The following is a 23063-nucleotide window of genomic DNA, read 5'->3' on the forward strand; positions in this document are numbered from 1 at the left end:
TTATCCCTTACCTGGATACATCGTATTGATATACCAGGCTTTTGTTGCAGGGTCCAGGTTGTAAGACACCGTGACATGATTTAAGTCAGTTACTTTATTTAAAGTCTCTCTTTCAAAGCCATAAGCCATAGGTTTATTCATTGGAATAGTCACATATAAGGTTCTAGAGTCAGATCTAATGTGATAACACCCGGCGCTATTTTTAATTAAACTGAACGAGCAGAACATCAAATTGTTATTTTTTAATACGCCGGATCCAATCGTGTTTCCTGCTATTGGATTCTGCAAGCAACCGATCAAAATGAGGCAAATAACCGCAAGCCGGAGGTTGATAACCGGGAAGAGTTTCCTCAGGAAACAAGGGTAGCCAGATATATTTGTAAATCAGAAGCTTCTGCATTTCTGGATGATATTCTTCTGGTTCAAGACGCATAGACAATGCCCCAGAACAATACTGTTCTTGCCAGACAAATATGGCAGCGGCCTGATTACCAAATTCAAAATCATCTTGATCTGTTTCGGTTAATCCAGTTATTTCCCACCAGAACTGCTCATCTTGCTGATAGGAATAACGAATTTCTTCGTTCAGTTTCCGCATATCGTAATCACCATCACGAAAATAGTGAAACATGCTGAGCACTGAATCGGTAAGCACGCCATAATAAGGTCCTTTTACCCGCTCCGGCGATGTCACGTTAATATCATCAGCCCCAAAGCAAAAGGTAAGTATTCTCATCAAAATGGGGGCGTGCGTGTTGGTTGCAAACTCCATCGTCAGGTGGGTGTCCAGATCCATTCTCTTCATTTACCTTTTAATACTGCGGATTATCTTATCCGCCTAAGCTTCCTGCCGCAAAAATGGCATCGTCATCAAAGCCCTGCTGGCGGGCCCGGTCCAGCACGGCAGCCAGAGTGTCGTCTATCACCAAAGGCACAGCAGTATCGATTAATAACGGGTTTAAAGCTCCAAAGCCAGGGTGTTCAAACTGTGGATTGGCTAGACCCCGGTTCTGCCGTAATTTCATCAGCAGCAACGCTGGGTAAGGAATAAACTGCCAGTTCATATTGCCCAGTTCGATAAAAAACTTACTGGGTGGCGCTGTGACCTGAAGCATTTGATCATCACAAAGTTGCTGTAGCAAGCAGCTAACTTTCTGCAAATCCGTTGTATCCCAATCTGTTACCAGCTCTTTATAAGCAAACTGCCCTACTGTTGGCTCCATAGGCTGCCCCTGATAAGCCGCATATAACAAAATAATAGCGTCACTTAAATGGCTGTTAGAGCGGTTAAACCAATTACGTACATAACCCTGTTTAAAAAAACTAAATAAACGTTGACTGTAAAGAGATACACCCGCCAGTTCAGCTAAACAAAGGTTAAATATTATGTTAGGTGATATACCAGCGTCATAATCCCGGCCAAAACGGCTTTGAAAACGCTGCAGGTTATAAAAACGCATAGCACTGTAGAAATAACAGTAACTCATAGCCTGCACTAAATACGGATAGTTGATCCTGCCTTCAGTGACAAACTCAGCCTCAGCAAGCATTTCGTAGTAACTAGTATTGATCATCAACTCACTAAACGTTTCCCATGGAGCAATCTGCAGCTCGGCTGGAGGTAAGTAATCGCCAGGTAATGCACCAGTCTTAATATATTGCATCAAATCCAACTGATTACCGTCGAATACATCCTGATACTTGGCAGGATAGTTTTTAGCTTGTTTACGTTTACGTAAAAATTTTTCGAATATCTGAGTCATAGTCACTTATCCCAGCTCTGAAGCGCGCTGAAAATTGCTCTGTCAGCTTTGATGTTGCAAGGCGGGAATAGTGACGGAATTTAATCTTGGCAACAACAAATTTTGCCAATACAAAGCAGGGGCCGGGCGGCCAAATAAATAACCTTGCATCAGCTGGCATCCCAGGCTTTGCAGGAAGCGGCGCTGTATATCGTTTTCTACCCCTTCGGCCACTATATTCAGATTTAAGGCTTTAGCCAGCTGAATGGTGGTATGCAAAATACGCACAGTGCGGCTGTCCTGAGGAATACAGCTGACAAAACGTCTGTCAATTTTGATGGTATCGGCAGGACAATCAACCAACTGACTTAATGACGAATGGCCTGTACCAAAATCATCGATAGAAATACTAAAACCATACTGATGAAGCGCTTTTAAACGTTTATGTAATAAAGGTTGTTGCACCGCTATATTGGTTTCGGTGATTTCTAACTGCAGGTAGCGGGTTAACCAGGCATGATCGGCACTCAGGCTCATTAGCTCAGCAAAAAAGCTATCATCCAGAAGCTCAGGCCCACCCAGATTAATAGCAATAGGGTATAACAAGCCCTGCTGCTGCCAGCTTTGCAAAATGCTGACACTTTGTTGCAGCACTAAACGGGAAAACATAGTCATTAAGCCATGGCGCTCTGCCATCAACACAAAACAATCAGGCGCTATGGCCTGTCCATCGACAAACCAGCGGCTTAAAGCTTCAAAACTCTGGATTTTTCCTTGAGGGTCTACCTTAGGTTGTAACCAGAGTTCCAGCTGCTTTTGCCGTATCGCATCGCGAAACGCATTCAGCAACTGATAGTCCTGTTCCAGTTGCTGAGCTTGTTGCTGATCATAAAAACTAACGGCCTGACCCGGGCTGGATAACTCCAAAGCCAGCTCACATTGTTCAATCAGTTGCTGCGCATTCTGGTTATCGTGCCGTTCAGTAAAACTGACCCCAAACTGATAATTCATACGAGCTGTGTAAGGCCCCACTGTCAGCTCAACAGGCAATTGACTGGCAATGGCTTCAGCCAGCTGTTTTGGATCCAGCACATTCAAATCCCCTTTCAGCCAAAGTGCAAACTTCACGCCCCGCACCCTGGCTAAGACGGCATCAGAGGGCAGCGCCGCTTTAGCTACTTTGGAGAAGTGTTGTAATAACTGGCTGCCAAACTCATAACCATATTGCTGATTCAGGGTTTTGACATGACGCAGCCGGATAATAGCCATAAGCCCAAACTCATGCGGCGCTAACTGCTCCTGCTTGTAATTCACCAGTTCAGTAAAACCGGCCACATTAGGTAAACAAGTTAAAGCGTCATAATGCAGCCAGCTGTCCTGTGCTTTCTGGCTTTGTTTTAATTGAAGCTGTAGCTGGCGTAAAGCGCTGATTTCCTGCAGGCTCACCACATGATGGCCGGATCGGGTCAGCATCACATGTTTTAAAACCAAACTGGATTCAGGCCGGCTTTTTAAACAACATTCCACTTTGCCTTTCAGCCAATGGCCCTGCAACTGACCGTCCTGCACAAAGTTCAGCAAAGACAATAAATTAGCTTGTTGTTCAGAATCCAGCCCTAACAACTGAGAGGCCAGACTATTGCATTTGATGATGTCGCCTGAGGCGGTCACTAATACAGTGGCTGAACCATTATGCTCAAATAGTTCTTCATAATAATCATGACTTTGCGCTAAATGTTGATTCAAATCTTTTAGCTGTACAGCACTGCGTTTTAAGGTGCTGAACACCCGGGCTGTAGCCAAAGGCAGACATAAATTAAAAAACAAAAACAATAAGCCATGCAAATAACTGTGACTGGCTGGCAAGGTGATAGACCAACCCAGAAAGTTAGCAGGAGCCTGATTTTGCAGCAGATAAACAAAAGGAATAAAATTCAGCGCCATAAAAACTAAAGCAGTTCTGAAGCCAAAAAACATCAGGCTGATCATCGGCAAAGTGTAGATAAAAATGATGCCAAGTTTGCCCAGCTCAAAGTTATCCACCAGTACTAAAATACAGAGCCCTGCCAGTATCACTATGGCCAGCAAAGCAGCGGCACTGCGTTTCACATAACGGCTGGAAATAAACAGGGTGGAAAGTAACGCAAGGTAAAAAGAAGAGGTGATAGCTATCACATGATAAGCGCCAATTTGCCATGCCTGCCACGAGCTGTGCAGCACTATAGCAAACACCAGACAAAGCCCTGACAGCACAATGATACGCAGCACACTTTGTTGCCAGAACGCGCTATCAGCACTGTCTAAATCCTGAGCCCTCAGCCGCAGAAAACGACCTAACCACTGCACATGCTGCCCCTCATTCCATTGATCAGGCCTGTGCAGGCCCTGATCGCACCAGCCTGTTGCTGGCGTTTAAACCGAATGAATGTAATGGTTAGGCATGTTAACTACAAGTTATTTTTATTCACTTAAGGGACTAAGTCGACAACTGGTATCATTTAGCCGTTCAATGGCGGCGAACTAAATGCCGTCGCCATCCAGATGAATACCACATTCCCGGCCAAAACCGTTAAAGCGGGTTTCTTCTTCTGTCATGCCCAGTTCGAGTTTGCGGGTGGAATGTACATCACCCACTGAAACATAACCTTGCTCCCATAAAGGATGGTAAGGCAAGTTGTGTTCTTTTAAATAATAAAACACATCTTTGTTGGTCCATTCGATAATAGGTTGCACTTTCACAGTGCCACGACTGATATCGATAATATCTTTATCAGCACGGGTACTGGACTGGCTGCGACGTAAGCCGCTGAACCAGGTGCCTACGTTCAGCTCTTTCAGAGCTCGCTGCAAAGGCTCCACTTTATTCATATGGTTGTATTGTTTAATACCAGCTTCGTTTTCCCATAGCTTACCAAAACGGGCTTCCTGCCAGGCCGGGCTTAAATGGGCTCGGTACACTTTCAGGTTTAAATGTAGCCGTTCTTTCAGCTCATCAATAAACTGATAAGTTTCAGGGAATAAATAGCCAGTGTCAGTTAATACCACCGGAATATCGGGCCGCTCGCTGGTCACCAGATGCAGCATCACAGCCGACTGAATACCAAAGCTGGAGCTTAAAATCTGCTGATCCGGTAAATGTTCCAATGCCCATTTCACCCGTTCGGCTGGCGTTAAAGGCAACAACAGCTGATTGGCTTCTGCCAGCAGTTGTTGTTGCTGCTGTGCATCCAGCTGCAACAGCTGTTTATACTGACTCATCATATGCCCCTTAATCTATTGAACTCAGGCATGAAAGTCGGTTTTTGATACTTTCACTTCGGCGACAACGCCCACACGCACCACAAAATCACCAAAACATTCGTTGTTTGTACGCTCAGCAACCCAACGCCCAATCAGACCATCCAGCGCCTGCAAAATGTCAGCTTCGGCCACGTTATCTAAATAGAGTTTTGGAATACGGGTGCCCTGGGTGTTACCGCCTAAATACAGGTTGTATTTACCAGGACCACGACCTACTAAACCTGCTTCGGCCAACATGGCGCGACCACAACCATTAGGGCAACCCACCACACGTAAAATAATGTGATCATCTGGTACACCGTGTTTGGTCAGCAGCTCTTCGACATGAGTCACCAGGGTTGGCAAATAACGTTCTGCTTCTGCCATAGCCAAAGGACAAGTAGGTAAAGACACACAGGCCATAGAGTTTTTACGCTGCTCTGTCACGCTGTCGTTGATCAGACCATGCAAACGGGCTAAAGCTTCAATATCTGCTTTGTCTTCGGCGGCCACACCAGCGATAATCAGATTCTGATTCGCCGTCATGCGGAAGTCGCCTTTATGAATACGGGCAATTTCAGCCACACCGGTTTTTAAGGTTTTGCCCGGGTAATCCAGAATACGGCCATTTTCGATAAAGACAGTAAGGTGATGTTTGCCGTCTATACCCTCTACCCAACCAAAACGATCACCACGGCCGGTGAATTCATAGGCGCGGCTTGGCTGGAACTTCACACCCACACGTTTTTCGACTTCGGCTTTAAATACGTCCACCCCAATGCGGTCTATGGTGTATTTGGTTTTAGCATTTTTACGGTTCACCCTGTCGCCATAATCACGCTGCACTGTGACTACGTGTTCAGCCACAGCCAACACATGCTCCAGAGCAATAAAACCAAAGTCTTCGGCTTTACGTGGGTAAGTGCCTTTATCACCATGCGTCATGGCAAGACCACCACCGACCAGAACGTTAAAGCCAACCAACTGACCATTTTCGGCAATAGCGACAAAGTTTAAGTCGTTGGCATGCACGTCGACGTCGTTTTGCGGCGGTATCACCACTGTGGTTTTAAACTTCCGTGGTAAATAGGTTTCGCCCAGAATAGGTTCGGCTTCTGTGGTTTCGACTTTTTCTTCGTCCAGCCAAATCTCTGCGTAGGCTTTGGTTTTTGGCAATAAATGCTCAGAAATTTTTGCCGCCCATTGGTAGGCCTGTTGATGCAATACAGACTCCACCGGGTTCGAGGTACAAAGTACGTTACGGTTTACATCACCCGCTGTCGCGATGGAGTCAATGCCGATGCTGTTCAGCATCTGGTGCATGCTTTTAATTTTAGGTTTTAACACACCGTGGAACTGAAAAGTCTGACGGGTGGTTAAACGAATGCTGCCGTAAATAGTGTTATCAGCGGCAAATTCATCAATCGCCAGCCATTGTTGTGGCGTGATAATACCGCCCGGCATACGGGCTCGTAACATGACGTTATGCAGAGGTTCCAGTTTTTGTTCTGCACGTTCAGCACGAATATCGCGGTCGTCCTGCTGGTACATACCGTGGAAACGGATCAACATAAAGTTGTCACCGTTAAAGCCGCCGGTGATTTCATCTTTTAAATCTTTGGTGATAGTGCCACGTAATAAATGACTGTCTTTTTTCAGTCGTTCGTTATCAGACAGCTGACCTTGCACCTGTAAATCCGGGTTAATTGGCTGAGTCATTAATAAACATCCTTCTGATAACGTTTGGCCTGACGTAAGTCGTCAAAATACTGTTCTGCTTCTTCTGCACTGAAGCCAGCTTGTTGTTGCACTATGTCGAGCAGCGCCTGATGTACATCTTTGGCCATTTTATTGCCATCGCCACAAATGTAGAGATAAGCGCCTTGTTGTAACCAGGTCCAGATTTCTTCTGCTTTTAACCGGAGTTTGTCCTGCACATAAACTTTTTGTGCCTGATCACGGCTAAAAGCCACATCCAGTTTGCTCAGCACTCCACGTTTTAAATAATCCTGCAGTTCCACCTGATACAGGAAGTCCTGAGTAAAATGTGGGTTACCAAAAAACAGCCAGTTCTGACCTGTAGCACCGGCCTGATCCCGCTCTTGCAAGAAAGCACGGAACGGCGCTATGCCTGTACCAGGGCCTATCATAATGACCGGAGTTTCATGGTCCGGCAGACGGAAGTTGTCGTTGTGTTCAACAAAAACTTTAAGCGCAGCGCCTTCTTCCAGTCGTTCTGCCAAAAAGCCTGAAGCCCCACCAAAATGCGTACTGCCAAAAGCGTCGTAACGCACTACGCCCAGGGTTAAATGCACTTCATCACCCACTTCAGCCTGAGAAGAGGCAATGGAATACAAACGAGGTTGCTGTTTACGCAACGCATCCACTAATTGCTGAGCAGTTAAAGGCGCAGGGTTTTGTAAAATCACATCCAGCGTCTGACGGTTGTCCAGATACTGCCGCAAAGCGGTTTTATCTTTCACCAGCTCCAGCAATTCACTGTTGGCTGTGGCCTGTGCGTATTTTTCGACAAAACTCGGGTAAGACTGGGTCAGCTCCAGCTGTTCAGTTAACGCAGTTTTTAAGCTGTATGTCTGACCAGCTAACTGTACTTCTGTAGCGCCATTCAAACCAGTTGCAGCCAAAATAGCTTCCACTACCAGCTCGTCATTGAGGAAATACACCCCTAATGAGTCACCTGGCTGATAGGCGATGCCTGAATCTGCTAACGAAATTTCGATATGACGCACATCTTTAGTTGAATCCCGGCCAGTGATCTTCTGATTAACAGATAACTCAGCCAGATAAGGAGTTTCTTTGTTATAAGCACTGTCGTGCCCCACTGTAGCTGTGGCGCCTGGCCATGCAATAACCTGGGCTGAGTTGCCGGCAGATTGCTTTAATTCTGGTGCAAAAGCCTGAACCGCAGTTTCAGTCCAGCTGGCCGCCTGTGCGGCATAATCTACGTCCAGATCGGCACGGGCGTGTAATCTTTTGCCACCTAAAGCAGCTAACTGTTCGTCAAAGTCGATCGCTGTTTTACAGAAAAATTCATAGCTGGTATCACCTAAACCCAGCACGGCATACTGCAGGCCATCCAGCTTAGGTGCTTTTTTGCTGAATAAAAACTTGTGAAAAGCCACAGCACTTTCTGGCGGCTCACCTTCACCATAAGTAGAAGTCACAATCAGCAGGTATTTTTCTTTAGCTAACTGAGTGGTTTTATAGCTGCCAATATCCGCCAGCTTGACACTAATGCCTTGCTGTTCAGCTACTGCTTTAATTTTAGAGGCCACAGTTTTGGCATTGCCGGTTTGTGAGCCATATAAAATAGTCAGCACAGCACTTTCGTTGCTCTGCTGTGCAGCAACCGGAGCCTGACCACCAGCCAGTTGAGCAGCTGCAGCCAGATAACCACTCACCCAGGCTTGCTGAATAGGATTAAGCTGGCTGACCAAAGACTGTAAATCCTTGATTTGTTGAGCGGACAAAGGACTGGCCTGAGCAGCTAAAGACGCGAATAGCATAAAAACACCACAGATAAGCTAAGTTACCGCCATTTTAGCCGTCTAAATGGATAAAAAGTAAATAACCCTTCTCTCTGCTTTATGCTTTTTAGTTATTAAAATAAGTTTTTCATTAATAACCACAAAATCATATGACTTCTTGCCCTTATCAGAACTGGTTGTTAGCATGGCTTGAATCTGTTCAGGGAGTTGTGCAGTGTCTGTGAAGTCGCTTTTTTTATGGTTGAATCTGCTGCTTTTACCTGTGATGGCACAAAGCCAACAGCAGGTGGAAGTGGCTACTGCATCTGAGCGTCAGCAATTAGTGCAACAACTTGCACAAAGTACAGACCCCACCCAGCGACTGACTCTGCTGGTTCGGCTAACCGAAGTATTTGTTACCCAAGACCCAACACTAAGCCTGAGCTACGCCACAGAGTGGCTGGAACTCAGCACAGACAGGGAAAGCGCCGATTATCACAGAGTACTGCTGCAGCAAACCACAGCTTTTATGCTGCTGGGTAATTATCAACAAGCTTACCAAACCAGTCTTGAAACCGAACGTTTAGCCCGGCTCCAAAACGATACCAGACAATTATTTAATGCTCTCCGACGACAAGCGGATAACCTGAACCGTTTAGGCCAGACCGACAAAGCCCTGCCCAAAGCTCTGGAAGCTATGCAAATTGCTGTAGATGCCAATAACGCAGTGCCATTACAAATCATCCGTTATGATCTGGCCTTTATCTATTTGAACCTGTATGCCTACCCACAAGCTATTCAGATTGCCAGCGATGGTCTTGATCTGGCGATGGCGGGAGATGACAGCAACCGTCAGGCCAATTTTTTACATCTGCTGGCCGAAGCAAGCCGCTTGTATCAGCAGTATCAGGCAGCTGAAGACTTCGCCCGCAAAGCGCTGGAACTACGTTTGAGCCGGCAAGAGCAGGCTTTGGTTGCCTTGTATCACCTGAGTCTGGCACGCAGTTTATTGCCTCAGCGTAAATATCAGGAAAGTGAACAGCAGTTGCAGCTGGCATTGCTTGCAGCACAACAAGTGAACAACAGCATTGAACAGGCGGACGCCCTGCAAAGTTTAGCCTGGCTGGATTTACATTATGGTCGTATTAACCAGGCAAACAGCAGATATCAGCAGATCACCCAGCTACTGCAAACAGAAGAGCATCAAGCCAGCTTCCGCCGTTTCAGCCTGCTGCATTTATCTGATTTACTTGAGTTTTCCTTAGAGCAACAAGCCTCAGTTCTGTATAAAAAGCTGGCTTTGCAAGAGTCCCACTTTACCGAACCTCAGCTGCTGCTGGATTACTGGCAGGTCACTGCTCAGGTTGCACACTTTAATCAGCAGTACCAGCAGGCCTACAAGGCTTTAGATCAGCTGCGGCAGTTACAACAATCCTTGTTTGATGACAAAACCCATAAACAAGCACTGGTTATTTCCAGTGAACAACACAAGAGCTTGCTGGAGCGTGATCTGCAGCAAGCCTCTCAACAAAATCAGTTAGATAAACTGAATCATCAGCATCAGAAAAATATGCTGATACTGTTTTCTGTGGGCGCTTGTTTAGCCTTGGCCTTGCTGCTGTCGTTGTTTTACCACAAGTCACGGCGTAACCGTCTGCTGCTGCAAAAACAACAGGAAATGGCACAACAAAAGATTGCCGTAAAAAATGAATTTATCGCTACTTTGGGCCATGAAATCCGCACTCCCCTGCAAGGTATAGATGCAGTATTGGCTCAGGTGCTGCCAGAAATTGAACAACAAAACAGCCGGCAAAAAATACAGCTGGCACGCCGCTCCGTCTGGTCTCTGGATAATATTATTAACAACATTCTGACCAGCAGCAGGCTGGACTATGGCGTCTATAAACCCGTGGATCAGCAAGTGGTGCTGGCCGAATTGTTAGGCCGGCTGCACGACTTACTTGAACCTTTGGCCAGTAACAAAGGGCTGAAATTAAGCTGTTCAGTGGCCTCTAATGTGCCTGGCCTTTTATTGCTGGATGAAAACTTACTGACCCAACTGCTGACCAATCTTATTTCTAATGCGGTGAAATACACCAAACAAGGTGAGATTGAAGTCAGAGTGGAGTTGTTAAACCAAAAAGATTCGACGCTACAGCTGTTATTTAAAGTGCGGGATACAGGAGTGGGTTTAACAACCTTGCAGATAAGCCAGTTATTGCGTGGCGAACGCCTGAACCAACAACGCACTTTGCAGGCAGGGCCAGGCCTTGGCATGCTGGTATGCCAAAAGTTGCTGCAGCAATTGGGGTCAGAACTGAACATTCAATCCGTGCCAGGCATTGGCACCGAAGTCAGTTTTAGTCTTAAGTGTCAGGCGTCCACTTTATTGCCGGCAACAGCATCAGTTGCGGCAGAACAACATCATGCCCTGGTCGTTGAAGATGATGAGTTATGTCGTGTCAGCCTGGAACAAGTGCTGACAGAGTTAGGCTTTATAGTGACCACAGCATCCAGCTTGCAGCAGGTAAAACAATTACCAAAACAGCTTTGGTCCTGGGTATTTTTAGATGGTCAGTTGGAAGACGCTGATGCTTTGCAAACTATACAGCAGTTGGAGCAACAACATCAGGTGGATGAACAAAGCCGCTTTGTACTGGTGACTGGTTCAGCTGCAGCCCAGACTCTGCCTCAGATCAGCGCTCTGCTGTCTAAGCCGTGGCGGCGTGAACAATTGCAGGCTCTGATCGCCCAACTGGCTCAGTTACCGCCACTCAAGCCTTTGTATCAAATCGATTATTTACAGCAGGCTTTACAGGCTCTGAACACTGAGCAACGCCAAAAGCTGAGTGCGAATGTGCAGCAGCAACTTGCTGCTTTACAGCACGAATTAACCCAGGCAACACCGGACCCTAAAGTATTTCATCGCCTGATTGGCGGTATGGGACAACTGGGGCTGATGCGTTTAAGCCAGCTTTGCCGGCTGATGGAACAACAACTGCATCAGAATAAAAAACCTGAGCCTTGGCTCAACAACCAGTTGCAGCAATGTTTACAACAAAGCCAGCAAGCATTGATGCTGTTGTTTGAACGCTATAACCAGCAATAAAGAGTATGAAGGGTTATTCAGTGGTGATTCAGAGCACATCAAGCAGCATGGCTGTTTTCACCTTATTGGGGTTGTTATGAAGTATATCTGTGCCAGTGCATTACTGCTGTTGTCCAGCCTGAGTTACGCCAATGATCAGTGTGCTTTGACCTTACAGGATGATTTAAGAGTCAGCCCTTCTGTGGTCAGTATTCAAAGGGGTGATCAAGAGCTGTGGCGTATTGATACCACAGGCCAGCTGTGGCTGGATCAGCAAAAAAACAACAGCTCGCCGGAAACCCGGCAACACCTCAAAGCCTATCAGCAAGGGATCCGTAGTCAGGTCACTGCATCTGCCGCTTTGATGGATGACAGCCTGCAGCTGGCCCGTACTGTGCTTGATCAGAATATTCTGGCTACCACAGGTCAAAGTCTGGCGGAAAATCCTGAATTACAACAGCCGGTGGACCAACTGGAGCAGCAATTAAATCAACTGGTTCAGCGTCAGGGCGATACCATTTATGTGTACGGCAGTCAGCTGCGCTCGGCCGACAAAAATTTAGCCAAAGAAGCAGAGCAACGTATTCAGCAGGCTGTGGCTAAAATCAGCGGTCAGATGATGCTGACCTTAGGCCAGAATGTGCTGCAAAGCCCGGGATCTGCCACAGAAAAAATGCAAAGTTTTCGCACTAAAATGCAAAACTTTGGCAGTCAGTTAAAAACTGATATGCAAAAAAACAGTAAAAACTTACAACAAAGAGGCCAGCAGATTTGTCAGCAGTTAAAAACGCTGGACCAGCTGGAACAACAAATTCAGCAACAAATCCCGGCTATGTCGCCTTATGATCTGATCGATGGTCAGAGTGAAGGTTATAAACCCGTGATCTGACCAAAGGGAAAACCCATGATCCAACGTATACAACCCAGCAAAAGATACAGCGAAGCAGTAATAGCCAATGGCTTAGTGTTTTTATCCGGTATGGTGCCAGACAATCCGGATGCTGACGCTACGGCGCAAACCAGTAATGTGCTGGCGCAAATTGATGCTTTGCTGACTGAAGTTGGCCTTACAAAAAGCCGTATTGTTGACACTACTATCTATCTGGCGGATATGGCGGACTATAACGCTATGAATGCAGCCTGGGATTTATGGGTTGCAGAAGGTCAGGCACCAGCTCGCGCTACTGTTGAAGCCCGTCTGGCCGACCCACTGTGGAAAGTCGAAATTAAAGTCACAGCTGCACTTTAATCTTTAGCTGGATCATTACTACGATTTTGTTGAGCAGCAACAGCCTTTGCCAGTTGCTGCAGTTTTTCACTTTGGCCAAAAACTTCAGCAAACTGCGCTACTGTCATTTTCTCTTTATCTGTGACTGGTGTTTTGGCATTCACTAAAGTGTCTTCTTTACAATCAATGGGATACAAAATCTTACCTATGGTCCACTCGGCTTTGACTATAGCCCCCATCATGGCAGTATGGCCTCTTTTATCACGCAAGCAGGCGTCAGCACCTTGTTTCAGCAATACTTCAACAGCGGCCTGTTGCCCTGCATAAGTGGCCACCATCAGAGCGGTATAACTTTGGTGATTGCGCTGGTTGACAGGAAACCCCTGCTGTAAAAATTCATTTAACACCAAGGTGTCGCCAGTACGGGCTGCAGCAAAAAAATAGGATGTCAGTTGCTGCAGCGGATCCTGCGCTTGTTCTTCCGCCAGAACAACACCAGATACCATCAGAAGACTCAGTATAAAACTACGCATCTGCTTATCTCCTTCACTGTAATTGAGTGCCTGCGAAACTCACTCTGGGTGCAGGACAGAGCATACGAGCTTCGCAGGGCTTTAAACTAAGATCAGCTGACAGCAACTGCCAGCCGGCCTGCACCCTGGGCAGGTTTTACAGAGATTTAGCGAGTTGCTGCACTTGTTTCATGTCGCCATTAACGGCTTTGGTTAAGCGAGTGCCATAGTCCGTATCGGCTTTGTAGAAGTGCGCCAGCATTTTATGTTTGATGGCACTGTCTTTTACTGCACCTAAGTCACCGGACAAATTGCGGATCAAATTGGCTTGTTGCTGTTTATCGAAACTGCGGTACAAAGCACCAGCCTGACTGAAGTTGTCCTGCTTACTGATGGCTTTTTGCATCACTGTACCGTCCAGCCTGGTTTCCACAGCACGGGCAGCAGTCACTACAGCTTTAGGTTCAACCCGGCTTGGCTCGTAATTGACGTTTGACTTGCTGTTACCAAAGTTCATAGCGCCATCCTGATTGTGGTTATCTACCATCACTTTGGCTTTGTTGATCGGCAACTGACTATGGTTCACCCCTAAACGATACAACTGAGTATCGGCATAAGAGAAAATCCGGCCTTGTAATAAACGATCTTCCGACGGCTCAATACCAGGGATCAGATTGGCTGGTGCAAAAGCCGACTGTTCGGTTTCTTCAAAGAAATTATCCGGCATACGGTTTAACGTCATGGTGCCAACTTTACGTTCTTTCACCCCAGGCCAGATTTTAGTGGCATCCAGTGGGTTAAAGTCAAAGTCATCCAGCTGATCCGGCGTGATCACTTGCAAAAACAAGTCCCACTTTGGGTTATTGCCGGCATTGATGTTCTGATACAAATCACGGGTCAGGTGATTAAAATCCATGCCCTGAGTTTTGGTGATCTGATCGGCATCCAGCGACTTCACGCCCTGCTGACTGCGCCAGTTAAACTTAACGTAATGCACCTGGCCTTTGTCATTGATGAATTTGTAAGCATGCACACCAAAACCATCCATTTCACGGTAACTGGCCGGCGTGCCCAAGTCTGAATAAACAAAGGTCAGCATCTGGGTGGAACCGGGTTCGTGTGACATAAAATCAAACACCCGATTCGGATCCTGCATATTGTCGACTGGGGAAGGTTTTAACGAATGCACCATATCCGGGAATTTAATCGCATCACGAATAAAAAACACCGGCAGGTTGTTCCCCACTAAATCCCAGTTGCCTTGATCAGAATAAAATTTCACTGCAAAACCCCGGGGGTCGCGCAATGTTTCAGGACTGTGATTGCCATGGATAACAGTAGAAAAACGCACAAAAACCGGCGTCGTTTTGCCTTGGTTAGCAAAAGGCGCAGCTATGGTTAAATCGGATAAATCATCAGAAGCAACAAATTCACCATGAGCACCAGTACCACGGGCATGCACAACACGCTCTGGAATACGTTCACGGGCAAAACGTTGTAATTTTTGGATCAGGTGCACGTCTTGCAGTAAAACACTGCCGTTGGCTCCTGCTGTAGTGGAATTCTGGTTATCACCTACCGGAGCACCGTTGTCTCTGGTTAAGGTGTTAGCTTGTACTGTTAAAGATAAACCTAAAGCTAAAACTAAGGCTGATTTATTAAACATTATTATGACCCTCTTGGAGTTCGCTCTATCCTGCAAACACAGAGTAGACTCCAAGGGTCATTTTAAAAAACGAAATAAAGCTATCGTATCAATCTAAAAAACAAATTAGATTTTACAGGCGCCACCAGCACAATCGTCTGATTCATCATCCTGCATAGCAGCTTGTTCTGCCGCTAACTGATCAGCCGCCAGTTGCTTCTGCGCTGTGTTTTTCTCAGCACCATCAAAATCCAGATGGTCTAAATCAAAGTCAAATTCGCTCATGAGTGTGCTCCGTGTTGCTGGGTGTAGCCCTTTACTTGGGCTACTCTACGCAATTTTCAAGCCGGAGCACAGCGTTAAGCGATGAATTAACCGTAGATTTCAACCAAAGCTGCACGACGTTCTTGTTCCGGCATAGCTTTTAATTGCTGAATTAAAGAAGCTGGTAATTTACGGGCAGAACCACGGGAATAAGCACGAATTTGTGCGTCTGCATCCTGAGACAGTTGTGCTGTCATCGGGTTCAGTAACTTCACGCAAGTGCTGTGTGCAGGCTTAAAACCCAATTTTTTTGCATAAGCCTGTAATAAATTACCAGCAGTATTCTGAGCAGCAAGTTCACAGTATTCAGTGTTCGAATAGGTATAAGTTGAAGCGGCCTGAGCCTGGCTTGCCATTAAAGTAACAGCAGCAAATGCAGCAGCAGTGATAAGTTTCATTGAGTATTCCCCGGCTTTAAGTTGATTAACTGCGGGCAATTATTCAGCAATGCCATGACAACTCTGTGTAAGAAAGACGAGAAAAAGCAGAACACAAGCATTAGAAAATCTAATGCTTATGTAAAAGAGGTTATAACACTGGCTGACCTGATTTCACCACCATAGCAGGTTGCTCCAGTGTTTTTATTTGAGTCAGCGGATCCACAGGCACTGCCACCATATCGGCATAAGCCCCCACTTCCAGCACGCCCACATTTTGTTGGCCTTGCTCATTTTTCCAGTTTAATAAAGTACCGGCATTGACAGTTGCAGCCTGAATCGCCTGCAAAGGCGTCATGCCCCACTGCACCATATAAGCCAGCTGACGACCATTTAAACCATGAGTATAAACACCGGCATCAGTGCCATAGGCCATCTTCACTCCGGCTTTGACCGCTTTTTGGAAGTTTTGCCGTTGCAACAAACCTACGGTTTTTTCTTTAGCTAGAGACTCAGGCAATATGCCGGCCTTTTCGCCTTCACTTAAGATAAAGTCACTGACATACACATCCATCACTAAATAAGTGCCGTGTTTTTTCGCCAGTTTAATTGCCTCATCATCAATAAAGCTGCCATGTTCAATTGAATCCACCCCGGCTGCAATGGCGCGTTTAATACCCTGTAAACCATGGGCGTGTGCGGCGACAATACGGCCTCTGTCATGAGCTTCGTCTATCAAAGCTTTCATTTCTTCGAAGTTATACTGGCTGGCATTCACATCGGTGTTTTTCGACATCACACCACCAGTTGCAGTAAATTTAATTACATCAGCACCATACTTGATGTTTTCCCGTACTTTTGACCGAACTTCATCCGGACCATTGGCCACACCAGCACTTCTGGAATTGTAGATATGAGGCAATAAATTGTTGTCGCAGTGTCCGCCTGTAATACAAATGGTATGAGTCGCCACCCGCATCCGTGGCCCCTGAATTTCACCATCCTCTATAGCATCACGCAAAGACACATCGGCGAAACCAGCAGCGCCCAAGTTCCGCACCGTAGTAAAGCCAGCTTTTAAAGTAGCTTTGGCGGCGCCCACACCAAAAATGGCTTCACGGGTTGGCGTTTCCACTAAAGCACGGTAGCCGTGTTTTTGTGGGTCTGAAGTTAAATGCACGTGCATATCAATCAGGCCCGGCACTACATAATGTTTTGATAAATCAATCAACTGTGCATCTTTTGGCGCCTTGTCTGCATCAACAATAGCGCTGATACGTCCTGCTTCAACCAGAATAGCTTTGTTTTTCTGGTAGTTGCCGGTGCGTACATCCAGCAAATACCCTGTCTGGATCACCTGATCAACCTGAGCCCAAACCGCCGAACTGAAAAGCCCGGCCAGCAGTACCGATACCTGAGTTAACTTCATAACTTTCCTTATCTGCTTTTCTTTTTAGTCTGCGGATCCATTGCCAGCTGACAGTTCAGCAACACGACGTTCCAGTTCATCCAGTTTGGCGCGGGTTTTGGCCAACACCTGAGTTTGTACATCAAATTCTTCACGGGAAACAAACTCCAGCTGACTCAGCTTTTGCTGCAACACCTGCTTTACTTTGCTTTCCACATCATCGGCCATCTCACGCATTTTAGGTGGGATAGCTGCACCAATTTGCCTGGCAATTTCTTCAATCTTTTTTGGATCTATCATGATGGATCTCCTTTAGAGGTATTTTATTCTACGAGCCTTTCGGCTCAGGTTGGATCTATTCTGCCGCATATTTGCCCTGCTTGCTCGTTTTGTGCGGCAATCAGCACGCCTGCGGTTGATGAATTTGAGTTAAACTAGCATTCTTCTGTAAAAGGTGCCTGATGAAACTTAACTCTCAACAAAACGATGCTGTGCATTATATCAGTGGGCCTTGCCTGGTACTGGCGGGCGCTGGCAGCGGAAAAACCCGGGTGATCACCAATAAAATTGCGTATTTAATTCAGCAATGTGGTGTACCTGCCAAACATATTGCGGCTGTAACATTTACCAACAAAGCTGCCCGCGAAATGAAAGAGCGGATTAAACATCAGCTGGAACGCCCTTTGTTGCGAGGCTTAACTGTTTCCACCTTTCACACTTTAGGTTTGGAAATTCTGAAAAAAGAATACCGCGCTATTGGTTATAAGCCCAACTTCACGCTGTTTGACGATCAGGACAGCATGGCGCTGTTAAAAGAGCTGACCGATGATGAACTGCAAGGGGATAAAGATTTACTCAAAGCTTTGCAAGGCAAAATCTCCTCATGGAAAAACGATTTAACTTTACCTGGCCAGGCTTTATCCCGCGCTACTGACGCCCAAAGTATCAGCTTTGCCAATTTCTATCAGCAATATGCACAGCAGCTTCGTGCTTATAACGCTTTGGATTTTGACGATTTAATTATGGTGCCTACTTTATTGTTTGCTTCCAATGAGCAGGTGCGGCAGAAGTGGCAGCAAAAAATTCAGTACCTGTTGGTCGATGAATATCAGGACACTAACACCAGTCAATATGAACTGGTGAAATGGCTGGTGGGTGAGCGCCAACGCTTTACTGTGGTTGGAGACGACGACCAGTCGATTTATTCCTGGCGTGGTGCCAAACCGCAAAACCTGGTGTTGCTGGGCAAAGATTTTCCAAATTTAAGAGTCATTAAACTGGAACAAAACTACCGCTCGGCTGAGCGTATTCTGAAAGCCGCTAATATTCTGATCGCCAATAATCCACATGAATACGATAAACGACTGTTCAGTGAACTGGGTTATGGTGTGCCTTTGCGGGTATTACCCACCCGTAACGAAGAAGATGAAGCCGAAAAAGTGGTGGCTGAAATTATTTCGCACCGCTTTATTAACCGCACTCAATATAAAGAATATGCCCTGCTGTATCGTGGCAACCATCAGGCGCGGGTGTTTGAAAAAGCACTGATCACCAACAGAATTCCATACAAAGTCTCAGGCGGTACTTCGTTTTTCTCCCGGGCTGAAATTAAAGACATCATGGCTTATTTACGCTTATTGGTGAATCAGGACGATGACAATGCGTTTTTGCGCATTATCAACACGCCTAAACGCGAAATAGGCGCTGCTACTTTAGAAAAAGTCGGCAGTCTGGCCAACGAAAAACATATCAGTTTATTTGCCGCTTGTTTTGAGCCTGAACTGGCTGAACGCCTTCCAGCCCGTGGTTTGCAGTCAGTGCAAAACTTTGCCAACTGGATTAATCATGTAGCCGATAATGCCTTGCGTGCTGATCCAAAAGAAGCTGTCAAAGATCTGATCCGGCAAAGCCACTACGAAGCCTGGTTATTTGAAAGCAGCGCCAGCCCAAAAGCCGCTGAAATGGCGTTAAAAAACATCAATGAGCTGTATCGCTGGATCAGTGAAATGCTCGAAGGCAAAGACGACGAAGAGCCACTAAGTTTAAATGAAGTGGTGACCAAGCTGACCTTGCGCGACATGATGGAACGTCAGGAGCAGGAAGACGATGCCGATCAGGTGCAGTTGTTAACCTTACACGCGTCCAAAGGACTGGAGTTTCCTTATGTCTTTATGGTGGGTATGGAAGAAGGTTTATTGCCACATCAAAGCAGCATAGACGAAGACAATGTCGAAGAAGAACGTCGCCTAGCTTATGTAGGTATTACCAGAGCACAACGTGAGTTGATTTTCACTTATGCCCGCGAACGTCGTCAGTATGGTGAAGTGATTAAACCTGAACCGAGCCGGTTTTTATATGAATTGCCGGCAGATGATTTGGAATGGAGCAAAGCAGCTCCTGTTAAAACTGAGCAGCAACGACAGGAAACAGGTTTGGCGCATATAGACAGATTACGCCAACTGCTGAAAAAGCCCTGATTGGTTTTCGCTCACCGGGCTGCTATCGGCAAAATAGCAGCACCCCAGCTGAGTCAGGTAAGCACGGCTTTCGTCATTTTCGGCAACAGCGGCAACCAAACGGTATTTATGGGTTTGCGCCAGGCTTAATAATACCTGCAGCAGCTGTTTGCGCTGATCACTGCGTTGTAAGCTGCGGCTAAAAGCAGTGTCTAACACAACAAAATCAAATGGATACTGTACCAACAACCCCAATGCAGCCACTTCGGCAGCAAACTGGTCTAATAACAACCGAATGCCCAGCCGCTTTAACTGATGCAAATTCGCCAGCTGAGTGCTGGTTAAACGTAATAAATCCGCTTCGTTAAAGCCGATACACAGCTGATGCAGCGGTAACACTGAATGGCGTAGCACATTACACAGCTTATCAAAAAGCACTGTGTTGTTCAGATGCCCATTAGTTAAGGTAATGCTGAATACAGTAGCACCGGCATTTTTCTGGCAAAGCTGGCGCACCAGTTCCAGTTCAATATCAGGCATTAAACCGGCCTGAGTGGCCTGACGACTTAACTCAGCTTTCTGTTCTGCATCCCCCTGCTGCCAGTCCAGCAGCACCTGGTAACCCAGAACTTGTGCCTCGCCTTGCAATAAAGGTCGGAAAGCTGGCGCAAATTGTTGTTGAGCAACAGCTTGCTGCAACGCTTGTTCCTGCCCAAGTTCCTGCAGCATTTGCTGACGCATCGAATCATTAAAAATCACAAAACGGTTACGGCCAAAAGACTTGGCCTGGTACATGGCGGCGTCAGCGTCCCGTAATAACTCATCAGCGTTTTGATACTCAGCCTGATAACAGGCAATGCCCAGACTGGCACCTGAACAAACCTGCTGACCTTCAAGTATCATCGGCTGGCGCAAAGATTCAATTAAACGTTCTGCGACTTCTTCAGCATCCAGATCACTTTGAATTTGGCCTAATAAAATCACAAACTCATCACCACCTAAACGGGCGACTAAATCATGTTCACGTACGGTTTGCTGTAAACGCTGACTGACTTCGATTAAAAACAGGTCGCCAATATGATGGCCCAAGGTGTCATTAATCAGTTTAAAACGATCTAAATCGATGAACAGCAAAGCGAAACGTGGATTAGCTTCACGGTTGCGATAGGAAAAACGCTGGCGCAGTTGCATCAAAAACATCTGCCGATTCGCAAGGCCAGTTAAGGCATCATGATTGGCTTCATGAAAGAGTTTTTCTTCGGCTTTTTTCCGCTCTTCCACCTGCAAACGCAGGAATAAATTGGTTTGGCGCAACTCCCGGGTACGCTCAAAAATACGTTTTTCCAGCTCTTCGTGCTGTTGTTTTTGTTGTTCTGTGTTTAGTTTGCGGGAAATAGCCACAGCAATATGTTGAGACACAAAACGTAATAAATTCAGCTCTTGATCGCTGTAACTATAGGTATTGTCGTAACACTGCAGGGCAATTACGCCCAGGACCTGATCGCCAACCATTAAAGGCGCCCCTAGCCAGCTGGTTGGCATTGCATAATGGCCAAAACTTGATTTAACACGGTCAACCACACCAGTTTTGACTAAATCAAGTAACTGCGTCTGACTGATCAGTTTGGCTTCACCACTACGGATCACGTATTCAGTTAAACCACTTTGCAAAGCGCGTTCAGTTGGAGTCGGAGTGTACTGATCTAAATAAAATGGAAAACGTAATCGATCACCCGCTTCGTTTAACAGCGCTATGTAACAGTTATCTGCTTTCATCAGTTCAGACAAAATCTGATACACCTCGTGATAAAAACTCATCATGTCAGTGCTTCTGGCTGTCATCTCGGATATTTTGTACAAAGCCGACTGCAATTGTTCAGCATTGGTGCGCTCTCGGATCTCTTTTTGCAATGATTGATTGATAGTTTGTAGCTGCTGAGTACGTTCACGTACCGTTTGTTCCAGCAATTCCCGACTTCTGACTCTGTCTATGGCTGTTACTGTGTGAATGGCAATATTGCTGATCAACGCCAAATCATGCTGGTTGTAGTGGCACTGTGGGTCATAGCTTTGAATCGCCATCACACCTATCACTTTTTCGCCACGGCATAAAGGAACACCTAACCAATACTGGCAAGCCGTGCCCTGAGCTGTGATATCGCCGCTTTCCACCAGTCGCCGATAGTCATCCTGATCACACAACAAAGCTTGTTTAGTACGGGCGACATAACCGGTCAAACCAGAAGCAAAAGCGTCGGAAGGTGCGTCCAATAAAATGTGTTGGTCTTTTTCATCAGCGAAATATTCCAGCAAAAATTGCTGGTCCTGATCACAAAGCACCACATAAAAATTATCTGCTTTGAGTTGCTGATTCAGTAAACGATGAATGGCGGGGTAAAACTCTCGCATATCTTTAATGCAAGAAGCTAATTCTGACAGCTTTAATAAGGCGCCCTGAATGATATAAGCCTGTTTATAGCCTGCGGCCAGCTTACGCAAACGGCGCAACTGACTAACCACAAGGTGCTGGGCTTTATCCAGAGTCGTTATATCCTTCAACTTTTTCTCTTATTCTTATTTGAGGCAAGGCAACCAAAGCTGGTTGATGTATAAGCCCCCCTATTATGCACAAAGCTTAACCAGATGGAAGACGAAAAGAGGCAGCTGGTCAGATCTTCTTATAAGCAATTGAGCTATGAATATAATTATTAGACCTATAAATTTTAAGGAACAAAAAACGCTGCACAAAGCAGCGTTTTTAATCACAAAAAATTTACACGCCTTCGATCATAAACTCTATGGCAGCAGAAATTTCTTCATCGGAACAATCCATACAAGTACCACGAGCCGGCATGGCTCTAATACCTTCGATAGCATGTTTTAACAATAAATCAGCACCTTGCGCTATGCGAGGCTTCCAGGTCGCATCACCTTTTTTAGGTGCATCTAAGGCTCCGGTGCCATGGCAGGCAAAACAAGAGCTTTGATACACTTGCTCGCCAGTGCGTGGACCTTTAGGTCCGGTGTCAGCTGCAACCTCTGCGCCAGCCAGGTAAACCTGACCTACAGGTTCAAGACGTTTTTTGATTGCGTCGTTGTCTGCGTCCTGTGCAGCAACGTTGGCTATTGCAGCAGTTGTCATCAGCACTAAGGCGAAAGTGAGTTTTTTCATCTGGATAATCCTGTCAATAAGCCATACAAAAGTTAAGGTATTATAACGCCGGGATCCTTCATAGTGGAAGCCCCTGTATTTGTTGGCTTTTAACTTAGCCCATAATCCAGACTAAGTTCAGCCAAATTTGCAGGAAATAACGCCTTATAACTGTTCAATCTTAACAGCCTTTTTTTGAGTCAAAAAAAGTTGAAATCAAGACTGTGCAAAGAAAATCTTTGTGGTAGTCTGTTTGCCCCACTTTGATTGTCTTACTCTGTCGCCTTTTTGACAGGAAACCAAAGTGAGATAATTTTCCACAAAATGGAATAATAAGAAAAACAATAAGGGAACCTCTAGCATTA

At 46.0% G+C, this 23063-nt stretch carries 19 protein-coding genes; 4 read left to right on the plus strand and 15 right to left on the minus strand.

The features are described from left to right. The 7 genes from RHEIN_RS21000 to RHEIN_RS00295 all read right to left on the minus strand — a co-directional run bounded on the left by RHEIN_RS21000 (position 1) and on the right by RHEIN_RS00295 (position 8548). Positions 1–153 carry a hypothetical protein gene (locus tag RHEIN_RS21000; RefSeq protein WP_158005458.1) on the minus strand — a complete coding sequence of 51 codons (153 nt, stop codon included), beginning with the start codon at positions 151–153 and terminating at the stop codon, positions 1–3. Positions 154–235: 82 nt separating this feature from the next. After that, a complete protein-coding gene (locus tag RHEIN_RS00270; RefSeq protein ID WP_008896955.1) occupies positions 236–796 on the minus strand; it encodes a hypothetical protein in 561 nt (186 codons plus the stop codon). A gap of 34 nt (positions 797–830) precedes the next feature. Beyond that, positions 831–1763, minus strand: a complete 933-nt coding sequence (locus tag RHEIN_RS00275) for a hypothetical protein (protein WP_008896956.1) — start codon at positions 1761–1763, stop codon at positions 831–833. 42 nt (positions 1764–1805) lie between these two features. Then, positions 1806–4088 (minus strand): GGDEF domain-containing phosphodiesterase, encoded by a 2283-nt coding sequence (locus RHEIN_RS00280; RefSeq protein WP_008896957.1) that lies wholly within the window; start codon positions 4086–4088, stop codon positions 1806–1808. A 174-nt stretch (positions 4089–4262) separates the two neighbouring features. Next, a complete protein-coding gene (locus RHEIN_RS00285) occupies positions 4263–5003 on the minus strand; it encodes a phosphoadenylyl-sulfate reductase (protein WP_008896958.1) in 741 nt (246 codons plus the stop codon). A gap of 21 nt (positions 5004–5024) precedes the next feature. Continuing rightward, the gene (cysI, locus tag RHEIN_RS00290) at positions 5025–6740 is read right to left on the minus strand and encodes an assimilatory sulfite reductase (NADPH) hemoprotein subunit (protein WP_008896959.1); all 1716 of its coding nucleotides are present in this window, start codon (positions 6738–6740) and stop codon (positions 5025–5027) included. After that, entirely contained in the window at positions 6740–8548 is a 1809-nt protein-coding gene (locus tag RHEIN_RS00295) for an assimilatory sulfite reductase (NADPH) flavoprotein subunit (RefSeq protein WP_008896960.1), read from the minus strand. Before RHEIN_RS00295 ends, cysI begins: the two co-directional genes overlap by 1 nt. Positions 8549–8750: 202 nt before the next feature. Between RHEIN_RS00295 and RHEIN_RS00300 the strand changes: the two genes are divergently transcribed. From RHEIN_RS00300 to RHEIN_RS00310, 3 genes are all read left to right on the plus strand, one after another. Beyond that, the gene (locus RHEIN_RS00300; RefSeq protein WP_139056372.1) at positions 8751–11618 is read left to right on the plus strand and encodes an ATP-binding protein; all 2868 of its coding nucleotides are present in this window, start codon (positions 8751–8753) and stop codon (positions 11616–11618) included. A gap of 76 nt (positions 11619–11694) precedes the next feature. After that, positions 11695–12486 (plus strand): DUF2884 family protein, encoded by a 792-nt coding sequence (locus RHEIN_RS00305; RefSeq protein WP_008896962.1) that lies wholly within the window; start codon positions 11695–11697, stop codon positions 12484–12486. 15 nt (positions 12487–12501) lie between these two features. Next, a complete protein-coding gene (locus RHEIN_RS00310; protein ID WP_008896963.1) occupies positions 12502–12846 on the plus strand; it encodes a RidA family protein in 345 nt (114 codons plus the stop codon). On the opposite strand, the gene RHEIN_RS00315 is transcribed toward RHEIN_RS00310, so the two are convergent. The 6 genes from RHEIN_RS00315 to ubiK all read right to left on the minus strand — a co-directional run bounded on the left by RHEIN_RS00315 (position 12843) and on the right by ubiK (position 17391). Continuing rightward, positions 12843–13358 carry an ankyrin repeat domain-containing protein gene (locus RHEIN_RS00315; protein ID WP_008896964.1) on the minus strand — a complete coding sequence of 172 codons (516 nt, stop codon included), beginning with the start codon at positions 13356–13358 and terminating at the stop codon, positions 12843–12845. The genes RHEIN_RS00310 and RHEIN_RS00315 overlap by 4 nt on opposite strands. A gap of 136 nt (positions 13359–13494) precedes the next feature. Further along, on the minus strand, positions 13495–15003 hold the full coding sequence (locus RHEIN_RS00320) for a catalase (RefSeq protein WP_008896965.1): 1509 nt from the start codon (positions 15001–15003) through the stop codon (positions 13495–13497). Positions 15004–15108: 105 nt separating this feature from the next. Further along, a complete protein-coding gene (locus RHEIN_RS21100) occupies positions 15109–15267 on the minus strand; it encodes a hypothetical protein (protein ID WP_008896966.1) in 159 nt (52 codons plus the stop codon). An 86-nt stretch (positions 15268–15353) separates the two neighbouring features. Next, positions 15354–15704 carry a hypothetical protein gene (locus RHEIN_RS00325; protein WP_008896967.1) on the minus strand — a complete coding sequence of 117 codons (351 nt, stop codon included), beginning with the start codon at positions 15702–15704 and terminating at the stop codon, positions 15354–15356. A 130-nt stretch (positions 15705–15834) separates the two neighbouring features. Next, positions 15835–17112: a Xaa-Pro dipeptidase gene (locus tag RHEIN_RS00330; protein WP_008896968.1), complete on the minus strand. Its 1278-nt coding sequence runs from the start codon at positions 17110–17112 to the stop codon at positions 15835–15837. A 24-nt stretch (positions 17113–17136) separates the two neighbouring features. Then, positions 17137–17391 carry a ubiquinone biosynthesis accessory factor UbiK gene (gene ubiK, locus RHEIN_RS00335; RefSeq protein WP_008896969.1) on the minus strand — a complete coding sequence of 85 codons (255 nt, stop codon included), beginning with the start codon at positions 17389–17391 and terminating at the stop codon, positions 17137–17139. Positions 17392–17552: 161 nt separating this feature from the next. Between ubiK and rep the strand changes: the two genes are divergently transcribed. Next, positions 17553–19568, plus strand: coding sequence for a DNA helicase Rep (gene rep, locus RHEIN_RS00340; protein WP_008896970.1), 2016 nt, complete (start codon positions 17553–17555; stop codon positions 19566–19568). On the opposite strand, the gene RHEIN_RS00345 is transcribed toward rep, so the two are convergent. Beyond that, the gene (locus tag RHEIN_RS00345) at positions 19542–22106 is read right to left on the minus strand and encodes a bifunctional diguanylate cyclase/phosphodiesterase (RefSeq protein WP_008896971.1); all 2565 of its coding nucleotides are present in this window, start codon (positions 22104–22106) and stop codon (positions 19542–19544) included. The genes rep and RHEIN_RS00345 overlap by 27 nt on opposite strands. Positions 22107–22320: 214 nt before the next feature. Next, the gene (locus tag RHEIN_RS00350) at positions 22321–22719 is read right to left on the minus strand and encodes a c-type cytochrome (RefSeq protein ID WP_008896972.1); all 399 of its coding nucleotides are present in this window, start codon (positions 22717–22719) and stop codon (positions 22321–22323) included. Between the last annotated feature and the right edge of the window lie 344 nt (positions 22720–23063).

It is taken from the genome of Rheinheimera sp. A13L (assembly GCF_000217935.1).
Classification (GTDB): Bacteria; Pseudomonadota; Gammaproteobacteria; order Enterobacterales; family Alteromonadaceae; genus Pararheinheimera.